This is a genomic window from Phaeodactylibacter luteus (assembly GCF_007993045.1).
GTDB lineage: Bacteria > Bacteroidota > Bacteroidia > Chitinophagales > Saprospiraceae > Phaeodactylibacter > Phaeodactylibacter luteus.
This window is the reverse complement of record NZ_VOOR01000007.1, coordinates 129507-144951: the sequence shown is the minus strand read 5'-3', so window position 1 is coordinate 144951 and position 15445 is coordinate 129507. Positions and strand designations below refer to the sequence as shown.

Annotated in this window: 12 protein-coding genes; 7 read left to right on the top strand and 5 right to left on the bottom strand. The window is 53.2% G+C overall.

Translation table 11 applies throughout. The features are described 5' to 3' along the window. Nucleotides 1-212: 212 nt before the first annotated feature. Nucleotides 213-3323: an AsmA-like C-terminal region-containing protein gene (locus FRY97_RS05140; RefSeq protein ID WP_170254510.1), complete on the bottom strand. Its 3111-nt coding sequence runs from the start codon at nt 3321-3323 to the stop codon at nt 213-215. A gap of 262 nt (nt 3324-3585) precedes the next feature. On the opposite strand from FRY97_RS05140, the gene FRY97_RS05135 reads away from it, so the two are divergent. From FRY97_RS05135 to FRY97_RS05125, 3 genes are read left to right on the top strand one after another with little or no spacing between them, the layout of a single operon-like run. After that, nucleotides 3586-4398, top strand: a complete 813-nt coding sequence (locus tag FRY97_RS05135; RefSeq protein ID WP_147166360.1) for a C1 family peptidase — start codon at nt 3586-3588, stop codon at nt 4396-4398. Between the two features lie 8 nt (nt 4399-4406). Then, complete coding sequence (locus FRY97_RS05130) at nt 4407-5369, top strand: quinone oxidoreductase family protein (RefSeq protein ID WP_147166359.1); 963 nt, start codon at nt 4407-4409, stop codon at nt 5367-5369. Further along, complete coding sequence (locus tag FRY97_RS05125; protein WP_147166358.1) at nt 5366-5872, top strand: metallophosphoesterase family protein; 507 nt, start codon at nt 5366-5368, stop codon at nt 5870-5872. Before FRY97_RS05130 ends, FRY97_RS05125 begins: the two co-directional genes overlap by 4 nt. A gap of 126 nt (nt 5873-5998) precedes the next feature. Here FRY97_RS05125 and FRY97_RS05120 read toward each other — a convergent pair whose 3' ends face one another. Next, nucleotides 5999-6604, bottom strand: a complete 606-nt coding sequence (locus FRY97_RS05120; RefSeq protein ID WP_147166357.1) for a hypothetical protein — start codon at nt 6602-6604, stop codon at nt 5999-6001. A 1398-nt stretch (nt 6605-8002) separates the two neighbouring features. Here FRY97_RS05120 and FRY97_RS05115 point away from each other — a divergent pair. Beyond that, on the top strand, nt 8003-8677 hold the full coding sequence (locus FRY97_RS05115) for an NUMOD4 domain-containing protein (protein WP_147166356.1): 675 nt from the start codon (nt 8003-8005) through the stop codon (nt 8675-8677). A 345-nt stretch (nt 8678-9022) separates the two neighbouring features. On the opposite strand, the gene FRY97_RS05110 is transcribed toward FRY97_RS05115, so the two are convergent. After that, nucleotides 9023-11095, bottom strand: coding sequence for a sensor histidine kinase (locus FRY97_RS05110; RefSeq protein WP_147166355.1), 2073 nt, complete (start codon nt 11093-11095; stop codon nt 9023-9025). A 3-nt stretch (nt 11096-11098) separates the two neighbouring features. Then, nucleotides 11099-11968, bottom strand: a complete 870-nt coding sequence (locus FRY97_RS05105; RefSeq protein ID WP_211356813.1) for a nucleoside phosphorylase — start codon at nt 11966-11968, stop codon at nt 11099-11101. Between the two features lie 561 nt (nt 11969-12529). Between FRY97_RS05105 and FRY97_RS05100 the strand changes: the two genes are divergently transcribed. Then, nucleotides 12530-12886 (top strand): arsenate reductase family protein, encoded by a 357-nt coding sequence (locus FRY97_RS05100; RefSeq protein WP_147166354.1) that lies wholly within the window; start codon nt 12530-12532, stop codon nt 12884-12886. A 69-nt stretch (nt 12887-12955) separates the two neighbouring features. Continuing rightward, a complete protein-coding gene (gene hemF / locus FRY97_RS05095) occupies nt 12956-13870 on the top strand; it encodes an oxygen-dependent coproporphyrinogen oxidase (RefSeq protein WP_147166353.1) in 915 nt (304 codons plus the stop codon). On the opposite strand, the gene FRY97_RS05090 is transcribed toward hemF, so the two are convergent. Continuing rightward, nucleotides 13851-14351: a hypothetical protein gene (locus tag FRY97_RS05090; RefSeq protein ID WP_147166352.1), complete on the bottom strand. Its 501-nt coding sequence runs from the start codon at nt 14349-14351 to the stop codon at nt 13851-13853. The two genes, hemF and FRY97_RS05090, sit on opposite strands and share 20 nt — an antisense overlap. Before the next feature lie 20 nt (nt 14352-14371). Here FRY97_RS05090 and FRY97_RS05085 point away from each other — a divergent pair, with 20 nt between their 5' ends. After that, on the top strand, nt 14372-15376 hold the full coding sequence (locus tag FRY97_RS05085) for a long-chain-fatty-acid--protein ligase (protein WP_246141567.1): 1005 nt from the start codon (nt 14372-14374) through the stop codon (nt 15374-15376). Nucleotides 15377-15445: the final 69 nt, after the last annotated feature.

Sequence of the window (15445 nt, the reverse complement as noted above, 5' to 3'; positions counted from 1 at the left end):
AGCCGGAAAACAACTTCAACTTAAGTATCAGAGATTTATGGCTTAAGGCACTAGCCTGGCATTGGCCTAGCGCTGCGCAGGGGTGGCAAGCCCGACAGGGCCGAGCGGACAGCGAGCCCCGTAGCATAGCGGCACCTGCCCGCTGGCAGGGGCAGGCCCCTATCCTTGTGGCAGGGGCAGGTAAAAAAAACGGCAATCGGGTTTACGCCCGTTTAGTTCCCATTCTTTTTCCGCTTGAACGGGTTGAATTTCTCAAGCTTGTCTTTGATGTCGTCGGCTGTTTTGCCGCCGGCCTGGTTCAGCAGAGAATCGATCTTCTGCTGTGCAGTAGAATCCACTTTATTGCCTAATTTCTTCTTGAGCTCTTCCGCAGCTTTTGCGGCAGCATCTTTGGCCGCTTGCTCTGCCCGTTTTTGAGCTTCTGCCCTCAACGAATCTGCAGCTTGCTGCGCAGCATCGCGGGCTGCCTGTTTGCCTTCTTCCAGCTTCTGTTTAGCTTCATCGCGCACTTGCTCCTTTACCTGATCGCCAAGTGACGTATCTTCTTCGCCGTCCATGCCCAGTAGTTTGAGGCTGGTTTTGGGGGCGGTAATGGCACCGGTCAGGTTGATTAGCACGTTGATGTTCTCCCCTTGGGCCAGGTTGATACCGAGCTTTCCGGCTTCAGATTGTAAAAAGCGCAGCCCCTGATTGGCGGCAGCCCCCACTGCGTTTTTCTCCAGTGTTTTGCGGGGCACGGTCGCTTTTACTTTGAGGTTCAGGAAATCGGTGATGCTGTAAGTGCCTCCAACCGTCATGGCTATGTCCCTGACCTTAGTGTCAAATTCCTGCAGGGCCAGTGTGCCGTTCTCAATCGTAAACCAGTTTTTGGAGTTTTTGATAGGGATGCGCTCCCGCAGATAGTCTACGTTCAGTTTTTCGCCTACAGACTGTAATGGCTTGAAGTTTTCAATGACCGCGTTCATTGTTTGCAGAAACCCTTCAGCATTGATAGAGCTGAGCTTGGGGTACAGGTCTTGCCCAAGCACCCCATTCAGCAAAAGGGTGCTGTTGAACTTGCCGTCGATATATTTGCCAATGGGCGCCAGTTGCTCGAAAGTGTTGAGGGTGGTAAAGGCCTGCTGAAAGTCCAGCCCGCTCAGGTCATACTTGAAGCTGAAGCCCGGTGCCTCCGGGTCGGAAGTGTCATAACTGCCGCTCATCAGCATTTCGCCTCCCAGCCCATTGGCTTTTACCTGGTCCAGGACCACCGCCTCATCGGCAATGACGAGGTGGCCAGAGACTTTCTTGAGGTCGATATTGGTATACTGCAAACGCCCAATTTCAGCCATGGCGTTGATGTTGATATTGGGGGGGACGGGAATGACGCTGTAAGCCGCTTCTTCCCCTTCTGCCGGCACGGCAGCGGTAGCCTCCTCTTCGCCCATGAAGTCATTGAGGTTAAGGTTGGCGGATTTGAACTGTATGTCCCCGCCAAGCATGCCGGCATCGAACAGGTAGCCGAAAATGCCCGTCAAAGTGCCACGGAGCAGGAAGTCGTTGCCGCCGAGATTGCCGGACAGCTCTTCCACTTGGAGCATATTGGAAGTCATATGCCCTACAGCGGTGGCTTCCTTGATGCGGTAGCTATCGTAGATCAGCTCTCCGATGGCTGCATCTAGGATGAAATCGAAGCGGTCAAAGACCTCCGCAGAAGCGGTAGTATCAGGGGCAACCGCTGAGGCATCTGTGCTTTCGCTGCTCTCTGCCGGCATCCACTCGTTGGCGTCAAAGGTGTTCGACCGGATGCGGAGGCTGCCTTTTAACGTTTTATCCGGGGAGAAGTAGGCCAGCAGGTTGTCAATCCGGCCAGAGGCCTGGATATCGCTCTGGCCGAGCTGGGCATCAAAGCTGCGCAAGGCGACAAACTGGGGGGAAAAGGCCATACTGGCTTCTGCTATGCTCACTACAGGCATATCTTCAGCCGCGTATTTCATTCCAGACAAATCCAGGTTGCCGGACATATTGACCTGCTCGTAGGCTTCCTGCTCGATAAAGGACAGGCGGGTATCAATTGCGAGGTCTGCATTGATGAGCCCTTGCAGCTGTTCAACCCCCTCCATGGGGAAAGCCCTGGCCAGGTCTTCCAATACGATCTTCCCTTTGGCGGTGGCCTGCAGGGCGGGGTCGCTCATAGGGGTAGACAAACGGAAGCTGGCGTTGAACGGGCTGCCTGCCAGGGAAAGCCCAAAGCGGGTGACATCAACAACGAGGTCGTCAAAATCACTGCTGGGGCTATTGACCGTCGCCCTGGCATTGATATCGTTGATGCTGGCCGGGAGCCCCGGATATTGTACCTGTCCGTCGCTGACCGCAGCGCGGAGCTCAAAGGCAGGGTAGGAAGTATCATTGTAAATGCCTTTGACTTCGCCCTGCAGTTGGAACTGGCCGTTTGCTTTTACGTCTTCATAGCCTTCGATGTAGGCATTGGGCACCATAGAGAGCAGGCGCTTAAAGTCGTTTTGTGGGCTGCTGAAGCTAAGGTCTAAATCAATGTCTTCACCCGGCATGGCTATTTTCCCATCGGCGACAATCTGCAGCTCGTTCAGCGTCAGCTTATTATCTTTCAAGGTATACACCGCATTGGGCTGGTCGATGTTGAAAATGGCATCGAGGCTGGCCCGGGCCTCATTGAGGTACGTTATGCCCCCATAGGATACGGTAAGTGCCCCGATGTCAGTATGGGTGTCTAGGTCGTAAACATCAATGGTGAAATTGCCATTGCCGTTGTGGTTGAGCCCCGACAGGCTGACGTAGGCATCCAGGCTATGGTCATCGTAGATGAGGGAACCGTCGGTGATGCTGTACTCGTCGAGGTTGATGACGAGGTTGCCATAGCCTTCCGTAGGCGCTGCTTCTTCTGCCACGGCATCTGAAGGCAGGGCGATGTCATAATTGGCTTGCCCGTTTTTCAGCACAATAACGTGCAGGGCCGGGGCTTCCAAAGATATGGACTTTACAGAAACGGGCCGGTCCGCCTTGATGACAGACATGAGGTCTAGAGAAAAAGCGGCGGTTTTCCCTTTTGCAAGGGCAACCCCTTCAAAAGGGGCTTTCCCGGTAACGGAGAAATCAGATACCGAAAGGCTGAAATTGGGGAAGTCTTTGAAAAGAGAAAGGCCCACGTCCCCGAAAGCAATTTCGGCATTGACGGCTTTATTGGCTTCCGCCTTCACCAGGGCAATGATCTCATCTTTGTAGACAACAGGCAGGATAATGGCTAGTGCCAAGAGGAGGGCGATCAGTATACCGAGGCCCAGCAGTAGTTTTTTAGCGATTTTCATGTTCGTGTGGTTGGATGTAGGTTGCGCTACAAAGTAAACGGTTAACAATTGGGGTTGGTGCATCCGGGCGCCCTTTATTTTTTAAGCTGTGCGGAGCTGGCAGCAATAGATAGGAAATAAAATTATTTGTATCATCGCAATGCGTTTGGTGCTGTGAATGATAAATAAGGCCGAAGCGGTGTAAGAAAGCACCTACCGATAGCGTTGATTAAACGCTTGGCACAGGTAGTGCCCAAGATTTTGTTCACCAAAACCGTACACAATGAAAAAGATATCAGGCATTGGCCTGCTGATCATGCTGGCGCTCCAACCGCTAGCCGCACAGATCGAGGTACAGCTGCCCAAAAGTACAGAGGAGGTGGCTTTCGGGGTAACCGATGCAGCTTGGATAGAGCGGATGATGCCCACGGTAGCCGGGGTGGCCATAGACCCCTCCGACAACCTCACAGAGCAGAGCGTAAAGCCCTATATGATGCCGGTCCGCAAGCTGGGCCCCAAAGGCTCAGCTTTGAGCTACGCCCTGGCTACCTGCCTGGAGTTTTACATCAACCTGAACAACAACTACAAGGACAATTTGAGCCCAGATTTCATCGCGCTCAATTTGCAAAACTCAGGCAAACCGGTCAACCTGGAAGAAGCCTGCCGCTTTTTGGCGGATGCCGGCACCGTCAGTGCAGCCATCATGCCTTACGATGCGAACAGCATACCCAATGCCGTGTATGCCACACAGAAGTACCAGATCAACAATTACCTGCATATTTTCAGGGCTACGACAAAGGGCCGCCAACGTGTGTTTGAGGCCAAGAAAGCCTTGATGCGTGGCAACCCTGTCTTGATCGAGCTGGAAGCTGGCCCCTCGATTCAGAACCTGGTGCGCACGGGCGTGTGGCAGCCAGGCAAGGACCATTCTGTGGCCTATCCGCTAATCGTTGTCGGATACGATGAAGTAGAGCAGATGTTTGAGGTCATGAGCAGCTGGGGGAGCAGCTGGGGGCAGAGCGGTTATTTGCAAATCCGTTATGATGATTTTGGGGAGTACGCCAAAAATGGCTATGTTCTGGTCCCAAAATTGTAGAATGCATTATGAAAGCATACGTGCTAGAAAAAAAGGGGCAGCCGCCCCGTTGGTCCGACTTTGAGCTGCCTGCCCCAAAAGCGGGCGAGCACACCGTGAACATCAAAGCAGCGGCACTCAACCACAGGGATGTCTTTATCACACAGGGCTTGTACCCTGGCATCAAGGCCCCGAGTATACTCGGAGCTGACGGTGCCGGCCTTGCCGGCCAGCGAGAGGTCGTCATCAATCCCAATGTAGGCTGGGGCAGTTCGCTTGCTCATCAGGAGCCAAGCTACCGTGTGCTTGGCATGCCCGACCACGGTACGATGTCAGAGCAGATCATTCTGCCAGAAGACCGGCTCGAGGACAAACCGGCGCACTTAAGCTGGGAAGAAGCCGCAGCCCTCCCGCTAGGCGGGCTGACAGCCTACCGGGCTTTGTTCACCCGAGGCGGGTGTGCTGCTGGCCAGAAGGTGCTCATCTCTGGGATCGGAGGGGGCGTAGCCCTTTTTGCATTACAGTTTGCACTAGCTTGTGGGGCGGAGGCCTATGTCACTTCTGGCAGCCCGGAAAAACTAGAAAAGGCCCGGGCTATGGGCGCTGTAGGAGGGGCCAGCTATAAAGAGGACGATTGGCATAAAAAGCTGGCGGGAATGGCCGGAGGGTTTGATCTGATCATTGACAGCGCAGGTGGCCCCGGGTTCGCTTTTTTTCCCAAAATCGCCAATTTTGGCGCGCGCATCGTCACCTATGGGGGCACAAGAGGGAAAGTGCCTGATTTTTCTCCTCAGATGATTTTTTGGAAACAGATCACCATCCATGGCACTTCCATGGGGAGCGATCAGGAATTCCGCGATATGCTGGCTTTTGTCGGCAAGCATCAGATCCGCCCAGTGATCGACCGCGTTTATCCGATGCACCGCGCCAACGAGGCTTTCCAGCGCATGGCTGAGGGCGCACAGTTTGGGAAAATTGTGTTGTCTTTATGAAGCGGATCGGGCTGATATCAGATACCCATAGCTATCTTGACCCGGCGGTGTTCAAGTATTTTGAGGGCTGCGACGAAATCTGGCATGCTGGAGATATCGGAGACCCTAAACTCTCCGATGCACTTTCTGATTTCAGGCCGTTCCGAGCGGTATACGGCAATATCGATGGGAGGGAGCTGCGGCAGGCTTATCCAGAGGACCTATGGTTCGAATGTGAGGGCGTCCGGGTACTGATGACGCACATTGGCGGTTATCCCGGCCGCTACAGCCCCAGGGTGCGCGGATTGATCGATGAGCTAAAGCCCCAATTGTATATATGTGGGCATTCGCATATACTGAAGGTGATGCCAGACAAAAAACGGGGGCTGCTGCATGTCAACCCGGGGGCAGCTGGCCATCATGGTTTTCATCAGGTAAGGACGGTAGTCCGCTTTACGCTAAAGGAGGCACGCATAGAGGGGATGGAAGTGGTGGAGCTCGGAAAGCGGGGGGCGCTGCGGTAAAAAAGCCGCTGGCCTGGAAAGGACAGCGGCTTTTTGGCGGCTAGGCTTGCTGCGCCGGGCCAGCATAGCAGGGATGGGCTATTTCAACCCTGCGAATGATCCCCCAAGCAGCTCCAAAGGCAGCGGTTAGCGTACGTCAAACTCCTTGGAGTACACCTTGTCCGCGGTTTCTACCTGAATGGTGTAGCGGCCCCAAGGGAGCGTTTCCAGTTTGTAGCGTTTCTCCACAAGCAGTACGTTATCAAGGCGTTCGCTGAATACTTTGCTGCCGTTGTTGTTGTAAATGGTGATCAGCACATCTTTTATCGTGCCAGCAAAGTAGGATATGTCAATATAGCCTTTTTTGCTGAGGTTGAAAACCGGCGCATAGAACCTGCGTGCCCGGGAAGGGTCAATTTCAGCGCCACTGTGCGTCAGCTCAATAGGCTGTACCAGCTCTGAAAGCGAGGTTTTGATGCTGACGAGGTAGGTCCCTGGGTTTAGCCCTTCCAGGTTGAAGATCTTGGCATAATCTGTACCTGCTGCAGCTTTTTGTTCAGCAAGGATGGTGCCATCAATGCCGTCGCGCAAGAGTACGGTAGCGGCTTCCCTCAGGTTAGTGATTTTCAGGCTGAACTTCTGCTCAGCGGGGATGCGGTTGAATTCCACTTCTGGCAGGCGGTCGCCTGGAGCGGCAGACAGCGGGGCTGTGGCAATCAGCAGAAGGGCAAGTTGGATAGCTAACTTTTTCATAGTCAATGGTTTCACTTTTGTGAAGAAATTGCCTTTTGGGTCAGGCAGTGTATGGAGTCGTTTATAGCACATGTCCGGCAAGGCTGGCTCTTGCTTGGCCTTGCTTGTTTGTTGACGGTACAAAAGTAAGTGTGCAAAACCCAGTGTTCCACCAATGAATTAACCAATAATGATACCCTGTTAACCCAAGATGGCTTGAAATTGGGCAGCAGGGTTAAAATAGTGCCTTAATATTGGAATTTTGTTTGGTGGACAGCGGCCGGCGGGAGTGGAAAAAGCGCTATACTTAGTGTAAAATATACAATTATTCTGAAATCCCGGATAGGCGCTCAAGCGCGGTTAATCTACGCGGGGCCTTCGGACGGGCAAGGCTAAGAATGTTCCTGTCAAAATATAGCAGGCAGGGTGTTTAATTTGGATTTTTGGCAAAAAGGCTTATATTTGTCCAAGCAATGTCGAAGAAAGAACACAGAGCATTCGCTTTTCTGCAATCTAACCCAAGCCTGTTTTTCTTAAGCACCGCTTAAATTGTTGAACAGCGTTTATGGGGCTATCAGAGAAATTGACATCCGTATTTAGGACTATCGCTACTATCCATTGCTTTTCCCCTGCGCACCCTCATGAATGATAAGCAGAGGATCCGACCCCAAGCCATCATTTGGAATCAAAACAGTCTACTTCTCGAGAACCTGTCAGCAGGTACTCTTGTGGGTATTTGCAAAAAGAAGTATCACGGAAAACGGTCTGCGTATGCAGTTACAGCCTCTCCTGAGCTGCGAAGGGCGCTGTGGGCGGTAGTTGCTCGGGCAAACCTTCGTACAGATTGGCTTCTCAAGGCGCTTGTACGCAAGAGTAGAGAGAAATGTACTCTGTGGCTTGGTATCCGGCTGTTTTTGAGCTTAGAGCATGCTTGAAGATTGTTCTTATAGCCTAATCAGCGCTTGCTGGGCATGCTGGCACAGCAGGCGGGCATAATTTATTGGTTTTCAGATGGAACTACTTCAAGGAAAACTGTTGGCAAAACCACAGATGTTTACAGTGATATTTGTTGTGCCTTGTAGGTTTGCCATAGAAAAGCCTCCGCCTCGGCTGTGGAAAGCACAGTAGCAGCCCTGTTTGGACAGGTGTGGCTTGTGGAAGCTGCTGATGGTCGTCAGAGCTTGCTTTGGGGTTTTAGCTTTCTAGCCGGGAACTAGCCATTTCGTGGGATTGAGGAAGACTCCCAGAACGCGAATCCCGATTTTACTGTGTGAAAAGCAGGAAAAAGGGGTGGCAGCAGGGCAGGTCCGGCCACTCGAGTACCGACAAGCCCTTATTAATGGGTAAAAGGACAAAAACAGCTTTACTCCAGCTGTCGATTTGCAATCAATCAATCAATCAAACTTAGAGCGTTACACTATGCAAAAATCAAAGTCAGACAAGCCAAAATCAGACCGGTGGGCAGCCAACCCAGAGAAGGTCAAGCCATTTTGGAATGAAAAATGGGCGCCTGTAGATTTCGGGCGAGAAACTAAAACCTGTGATTATGAGATTTCTTCTTTTGGTAGGATCAAAAGCGTGGACAAGCTGACTGGGCGGGAGCGTTTGCTCAAAGGGGCAAAAGCCCGCGGCGGCCTCATCATGCTTAACCAAAAGCTCAGGGACGGTTCTACAGGTATTGTCTACATCCACCGGTTTGTAGCGGAGAACTTCGTGGAGCGGGAATCCGAAGACCAGGAGTATATCCTGCACAAGGATTATGACAAAGGCAACAACAACTGGACCAACCTAGTGTGGGCGACAGAAGAAGACTGGAAGGTTTACCAAAAGAAAAGCCCCATTCAGAGAGGGCGCCCTTCCCGGACCAAAAATTACAAGCTGACGGAGACGCAGGTCCGCATGATGAAGAAACTGCTCAAGCGGGGCAAGACTAAGCGCAAGATCATCGCCAAACAGTTTGGCGTAAGCGAAAACTGCGCCTACAAAATTGAAAAAGGCATCCGTTGGAGCCATGTCACTATCGATGATGATGATGATAACATGACGGACGAGCAGATCTTGGCGCAGGTTGCTGAGCAAGGCAAAAACAGTTGATACTGTTGTTGCTGGCCTTAAAGTAGGCTGCTTTTAAAAACCCCTGTCTCTTTAATGAGGTAGGGGTTTTTGGCTTTTAGAGATGCTAGGGTTTCTTGCGGCCTTTTTTTAAGTTAGCCATTGCATGAATATATTAGCTTTCCAGGGGCATATCGGCCTAGCGCTGCGGAGGGGTGTGAAGCCCGATAGGGCCGAGCGAAGAGCGAGCCCCGCAGCATAGCGGCACCTGTCATCAGGCAGGGGCAGGCCCCCTCACATTGTGCAGGGGCAGGCCCATCCCGTTGTGCAATTGGGTTTACGCCCATATTGTTTTCATGGAAAACCATTCAGCAGCCGCGTGCCCGTTCATGCAGGCAGGCGTGGCAGGTCTAGCCAAAAAGTGCTCCCTTTGCCCGGGTCGCTTTTGAGGCCGATCTTTCCGCCCAGTTTTTGAGCCAGCTTCGCTGCAATGGCCAGGCCGAGCCCTGTGCCTTCGTAGGTGCCCCTGTCGTGTAGCCTATAGAACAGCTCGAAAATGCGGTGGTGGTACGCTTGTGGTATGCCGATGCCGTTGTCCTTTACATAAAGCCTGTGGTACTGTGGCAGTTGCCGGTAAGTGACGGACACGGTAGGAGTGGGGCTCTGATTGTATTTCAGCCCGTTCTCGGCCAAATTTTTTAAAATCAGGAAAAGGAGCTGCTCGTTGGTTGCGATCACAGGCAGCTCAGTGGGCCTATTAAGCTGCTCCTGCTTGGCGTTAGGGCGTTGGGAGAGCGCAAAGGCAAGTTGGTCTAGTACTAGATTCAGGGCGACTGCTGAGGTTGGGGCCTCCTGGACTTTGCGCGCCCGGGAAAAAGCTAAAACATCTTCTACGAGCAGATGGAGCTGCCGGGCACTGCGCTTGATGTGTTCAAAATACTCCTTGGCCTCGGTGGTCAGGCTAGCCCCGCTTTTCTTTTCGATAAGGCTAGTAAAGCTGATGATATTGCGCAAAGGCTCCTTGAGGTCATGGGAAGTGATGTGGTTGAACCGTTCGAGCTCCTGATTGCTCTGCTGAAGCTCCAGATTGCTGTGGGCAAGTTCTTGAGTTTTTTGGGCGACTTTCTTTTCCAGTTCTATTGCGAGCCGCTGCTTTTGCCGGTTGTTCCTGATGGCCAAGAGCAGGAGGCTGCCGATGAGGGCGATCAATAGGCCCAGCCATAAAATAGATTGTTGCTGTTGCCGCAATTTGAGCTGGTCTTCTCTTTGCTGAAGCTTGAGGAGCTGGTTTTGGGCATCCCGTTCCCGGGCCTGATAGTTGGCTTCTATTTCGGCAATGGCTTTTTGCTTTTCTACGTCGAGGATGCGGTCGTGGTACAGCAGGAAAGAATCCCTCAGGGGGTAAGCCAGTCCGCTTTGCCCAATCGCGGCGAGGGCGTCTGCCTTCAATTTGAACAGGTCCCGTTTGTCAAAGGGTAAAGTAGCCCGTTCTGGCAGCTGCAGCTCTTCGAGCAATGCCAACATAGCTAAGGGCTTGTCCTGAGATTTTAGCAGCTTTAGATAGTTCAGCGCTGGCACGGTCAGGAAATCGAAGAACTTCTCGGCTAGGCAATAGCTGATGCTTTGCGAGAAGGCTGCTGCTGCGCGGCTCGTCAGGCCTTGTTGCTGGTAGAACAGCCCGAGGTTGTTTTGGGTAAGGGCGGTTTGAAAGGGCAGCCCTTTTTCCAGGCTGTAAGCCATGGCTTTGGCATAGTAGTATTCCGCAGAGTCCAGTTTGCCTTCTTCCTCAAAAGCCTGCCCTGCCCCCCGCCAAGTTTCTACCAGCATATTGGGGTCAGCAGATTGGCTGGCCCTTTGGATTGCTTTTTCAAAGTAAATATCGAAAAGGGCCCGGTTGTCGTTCAAAAAATGGATCAGGCTGATGTTGAGCAGGGCGAAAACAGCCGGGGGCGAAGTTTGGTCGCGCAGGTAGCCATAGCTGGTTTGGAAATTGTAGAGGGCAGAATCCTGCAGCCCCTTCATCATATAGTACACGCCCAGGTCGTTTAGGCATACAGCGGTGAGGAAGGAGTCTTGCGCTAGCTGTGCAATCTGGTAGGCCTCCTGGTTTTTATAGTAAGCCGCATGGTATTCCCCTCGCATGTTTTCTGCTACTGCCAGCAGATTGAGGGCCCTGCCCCTTGCTACCTGGTAGGCTGACTGCTGTGCATGCTGAAGCCCTTTGAGCGCGTATTGCTCCATCAGGCCCAAGCTTTTGTTCTTGTAGCTCCAGCTCAGCTCGTTGTAAAGGTAAGCCAGGGTAGAATCATCCCGGGTAGCGCTTATCTGTTCTTTAAGGGCATTTGCATCCTGGGCCCAGCCATATTCGTGAGCCTGAGCGTTTGCTTGCCCTGCCGCTATCGCCAGGGCAAGCACAGCCAGGAGGGGGCAAACCATCAGGCAGGTGAATTTTGAGTTCATCGCTCAGCCTAGTTGAGATAAAACCTCTTCAATCAGGCGGTCCACAGCCTTGGCAGGATTGCGGCTGAAAGTGCCGGCAGGGCGGTTGGCCAAAATCGCATTGGTAGAGAGGGCTTCGTGCCCCAACAGCCGTGCCAGCCCATAAATGGCTGCTGTCTCCATCTCGAAGTTGGCCAGGTGCATCCCCCGGAACGCAAAGTGGCCCAACTGTTCGATCTCCGGTGTACGGAACCTGGGCTTTAGCCGCAGTTGCCGGCCTTGGGGCGCATAAAAGCCAGGTGCGGTGAGTGTTATGCCATGCTGCATTCCCTTCCCTACCTTTTCCAGCAGGCCGGCGCTCCCTGAGCAGGCATAAAACGGCAGTTCAATGGTGTCCTTCATAAATGCGTTCAGCTGATCGGTCAGCTCTGCCTCCCCAAGATTGCTTGGGTAATGATAAAAGCCCATGAGGTTGTCCAGGCCTAGCCCGTAAGCCGAGGCGACCAAGCTGTCTACTGCTATATCTGGCCGCAAAGCCCCGGATGTGCCGATGCGGATGAAGCGCAGCGTGCTCAGTTCTTCTTTGGGCGCTCTCGTCTCAAAATCGATATTGAAAAGGGCGTCTGCCTCATTGAGCACAATATCGATATTGTCTGGGCCTATCCCTGTGGAGATGACAGAGACGGGCGTGCGCCCAACCCGGCCAGTATGGCAAATGAACTCTCGTTTGCTCTTGCGGGCGTTCACCTCGTCAAAGCGGTCCGAAACCCGGGCTACCCTGCCCGGGTCGCCTACTGTGATAATGGTAGGGGCGAGCTCCCCTGGGCAGAGGTTGATGTGATAGATGCTCCCGTCTTCGTTTAAGATGAGCTCGGCACCGGAAATTCCTTGCATAGGCTTTTGGTTTTTCTAAAGTATGGTAATCCCAAGATGGCATCGCAGGCACATAGGCGGGGTTGCGATGTTCTGGCAGGCTGCAAGCACGGCTAGGAGCCTGCTTGGGTTTTCGCAATCGGGCTACCCCAAAAACAGAGGCTGCTTTTCCGCTTTTTTCCGTTCCGGAAGCCCTTCCCGCTTTTCTGTATCAAAAGCGGGATTTAGGCTATAAACTCGAGTTGGGCACAAACCAGATTACCGATTTTTTGCCTGCCTCTGCCGTAAGGAGGGGCCTGCCCCTGCCCGCTGGCAGGTGCCGCTATGCTGCGGGGCTCGCTGTCCGCTCGGCCCTATCGGGCCTGCCGCCCCTTCGCAGCGCTAGGCCAATGCCAGGCTATAAAGCCCGGAAAGCACAAACGCCAGCCAAATTTTTGGTTTGCGCCCCTCCGGGCTTTGTGCCTGGCTTAACCTAAAAGCTGCAAGCTCTCGCCTAAAAGGCCAGCATCCCAACAGGCTCCAATATTTCGGGGCAGGTAATAGTTGCCTTCCTGCTTATTTTTCCGTCTCTTTACGGCAAAAATGAAAAAAATCTACCACCTTTCAACCTGCAACACCTGTCAGCGAATCATCAAGGAGCTGGGCGAGGGCAAGGGTTTTGACCTGCAAGATATCAAAACCAGCCCTATAACCGAAGAACAGCTGGACGAGATGGGGCGTTTGTCGGGCAGCTATGAATCTTTGTTCAGCCGTCGGGCCAGGAAATACCGGGCGATGGGGCTTCATGAGCAAGCGCTTCAAGAGGCTGATTACAAGCGGCTCATCCTCGAAGAGTATACTTTCCTCAAACGGCCCGTTATCTTGATAGACGGACAGATTTTCGTGGGCAACACCAAGAAAACCATCGCTGAAGCTGCTCAAGCTGCAGGCTTGTCATGATAAGGCCAGAAGGCGGCAAGCGGGCTATCTTCCCGCCGCGTTGGGCTGTTTACTCAAAAAACGATGCAGATGCACCATACACCGGATAAAACTGAGATCATCGATTATTTTAAGGCCCTCCAAGACCGGATTTGCCGGGAGCTGGAAGCGGTAGACGGCAGCCATTTCCGAGAAGATTTGTGGGAACGGCCTGGTGGGGGAGGTGGCCGCACGAGGGTTCTGCAAGGCGAAGTCATTGAAAAAGGAGGGGTCAACTTTTCTGCTGTGCATGGGCAGATGCCTGCCCGCATCACACAAGCGCTGGGGGTCCCCTCCGGCAATTTTTTAGCTACAGGGGTCAGTATTGTACAGCACCCGGTGAGCCCTATGGTACCTATCATACATATGAACGTCCGCTATTTCGAAATGGACAGCGGCCTGTGGTGGTTTGGCGGCGGCATAGACCTGACACCTCATTATGTTGATACAGAAGACGCCTCCTGGTTTCATCAGGAGCTGAAAAAGGCCTGTGACCCGTACTCGCCAGAATATTACGGTAGGTTTAAAGCTTGGGCCGATGATTATTTCTATCTGAAGCACCGTAAAGAGACCCGGGGGGTAGGCGGGATTTTCTTTGACCGGCTCAACACAGAAAAGGAAGACCGCTCAAAAGCAGAGCTGTTTGCCTTTGTGCAATCGGTAGGGGAGCGGTTTGCCCCAATTTACACCCACTTGGTGCGAAAACATAAGGATGCCCCTTATGGAAAACCTGAACAGGAATGGCAGCGCCTGCGCAGAGGGCGCTATGTAGAGTTCAACCTCGTCTGGGACAAAGGCACCAAGTTTGGGCTGGACACCGATGGGCGGACAGAGTCGATACTCATGAGCATGCCGCCCCGGGCTGACTGGGTGTACGAGCACCGCCCCCTGCCTGGGTCGGCAGAAGCCCATACCTTGAGCTTATTGCGCAAAGGCATAGACTGGGTCACTGGCACAGCAAAGTGACCGTCTCCGTCCGGATGATGTTGCTCCTATTGCCGTCCCGGTCCTGTATCTGTATCTCGAAGGAGAACGTATCTGTTGGGTAATTGGGGTTGGGCTGGCAGCCGGTGCTCTGATCAGGGTAAAGGCAACAGATCTGAGAGGGCTGGTTGGGGAACCGCAAGGTGACTTCCCCAGAAATGCCATTGCCGACCCCCTCAGAAGGGATGACAGGCAGTTTTTTCACATCAACGAAACCGGTACGGCTATCGGTGAGGAAAACGTCCACTGTGGAGTCGTCGAAACCGAGGTTGCCGTCCCCATCGGTGAAGCCGAAGGTTAGGATAAGGGTATCGGAAGGTGTGCCCGCCCCGCCTTGGGGGAAAGTCAGCGTGTTGAAGCCAATATATTCGATGACCGGCTCTTCCGGGTAATCAGGGGGCTGTACACAGCTGAATGCGAAAAAGGCAAGCGCTGCAACCAAGGTGGAAATTTGTATGTTCATCGGCTTAAAGCTTTTTTACTGTGAATGAAATAACGTACCGTGAAGAGCTGATGCAGAAAATCAGGGAGGTCAGCCCAGAACGGTTCGAGGCTTTATCCCTAGAGGTTTTTCGCTATCAAGCGGCGAACAATCCCGTATACCGGCGTTACCTGAACTTGCTTGGGGCCTCCCCGGGGCACATTAGTAAGGTACGTGAAATCCCCTTTCTGCCGATCAGTTTGTTCAAAAAACACCTGCTTCAAACTGGCGAGTGGCAGCCGGAAAGGGTGTTCAGCAGCAGTGGGACGACTGGGAGCACTGCCAGCCGCCATGCGCTGCGGGACCCGGAGTGGTACCGGCAGCAGGCTAGGGCGGCTTTTGCCCATTTTTACGGGCCGGTCGAAGCGTACTGTGTCTTGGCGCTTTTGCCTTCTTATTTAGAACGCCAGGGCTCCTCCCTGGTTTTTATGGCGGAGGATTTTATCCGGCAATCGCATTACCCTGGCAGCGGTTTTTTCTTATACAACACTAAAGCATTGCTGGAAAGTATTCATCAGTGCCGGAAAAACGGCATCCCTGTCCTGCTTTTGGGAGTGAGCTTTGCCCTGCTTGACTTGGCAGAACAGCACCCCACCGACCTTTCTGGCTGTATCATCATGGAGACCGGCGGCATGAAAGGGCGGCGGCGGGAGCTTACTCGCGAAGAACTGCACGCCGAACTGAAAACAGCTTTTGGCGCAAGCCATATACATTCCGAATACGGCATGACTGAGCTGCTCTCGCAGGCCTACTCACAGGGGCAGGGGGCTTTCCGCCCGGCCCCGGCTATGCAAGTGTTGTGCCGGGAGGTGACCGACCCGCTGAGCATCCGCCCACCCGGCAAGTCAGGGGCCCTCAATATCATTGACCTTGCCAACCTCGATACCATCAGCTTTATCGCCACAGATGACTTGGGCCGCGTGCTGCCCGGCGGTGGCTTTGAAGTACTGGGCCGCCTCGACGACAGCGATATGCGCGGCTGCAACCTGATGGTAGCCGACTTGTAAAGGGTATCCGACCAGAGCTCTTGAAAAGCCAACCGGAAGGTTTATATTTGTCGACCAACTAAAAAGGAC

Excerpts from the sequence above, each read along its gene's own strand:
- FRY97_RS05135 (WP_147166360.1), top strand. The coding sequence starts at position 3,586 with ATGAAAAAGATATCAGGCATTGGCCTGCTGATCATGCTGGCGCTCCAA.
- FRY97_RS05100 (WP_147166354.1), top strand. The coding sequence starts at position 12,530 with ATGAAAAAAATCTACCACCTTTCAACCTGCAACACCTGTCAGCGAATC.
- FRY97_RS05110 (WP_147166355.1), bottom strand. The coding sequence starts at position 11,095 with ATGAACTCAAAATTCACCTGCCTGATGGTTTGCCCCCTCCTGGCTGTG.
- FRY97_RS05115 (WP_147166356.1), top strand. The coding sequence starts at position 8,003 with ATGCAAAAATCAAAGTCAGACAAGCCAAAATCAGACCGGTGGGCAGCC.
- FRY97_RS05105 (WP_211356813.1), bottom strand. The coding sequence starts at position 11,968 with ATGCAAGGAATTTCCGGTGCCGAGCTCATCTTAAACGAAGACGGGAGC.
- FRY97_RS05120 (WP_147166357.1), bottom strand. The coding sequence starts at position 6,604 with ATGAAAAAGTTAGCTATCCAACTTGCCCTTCTGCTGATTGCCACAGCC.
- hemF (WP_147166353.1), top strand. The coding sequence starts at position 12,956 with ATGCACCATACACCGGATAAAACTGAGATCATCGATTATTTTAAGGCC.
- FRY97_RS05140 (WP_170254510.1), bottom strand. The coding sequence starts at position 3,323 with ATGAAAATCGCTAAAAAACTACTGCTGGGCCTCGGTATACTGATCGCC.
- FRY97_RS05090 (WP_147166352.1), bottom strand. The coding sequence starts at position 14,351 with ATGAACATACAAATTTCCACCTTGGTTGCAGCGCTTGCCTTTTTCGCA.
- FRY97_RS05130 (WP_147166359.1), top strand. The coding sequence starts at position 4,407 with ATGAAAGCATACGTGCTAGAAAAAAAGGGGCAGCCGCCCCGTTGGTCC.
- FRY97_RS05125 (WP_147166358.1), top strand. The coding sequence starts at position 5,366 with ATGAAGCGGATCGGGCTGATATCAGATACCCATAGCTATCTTGACCCG.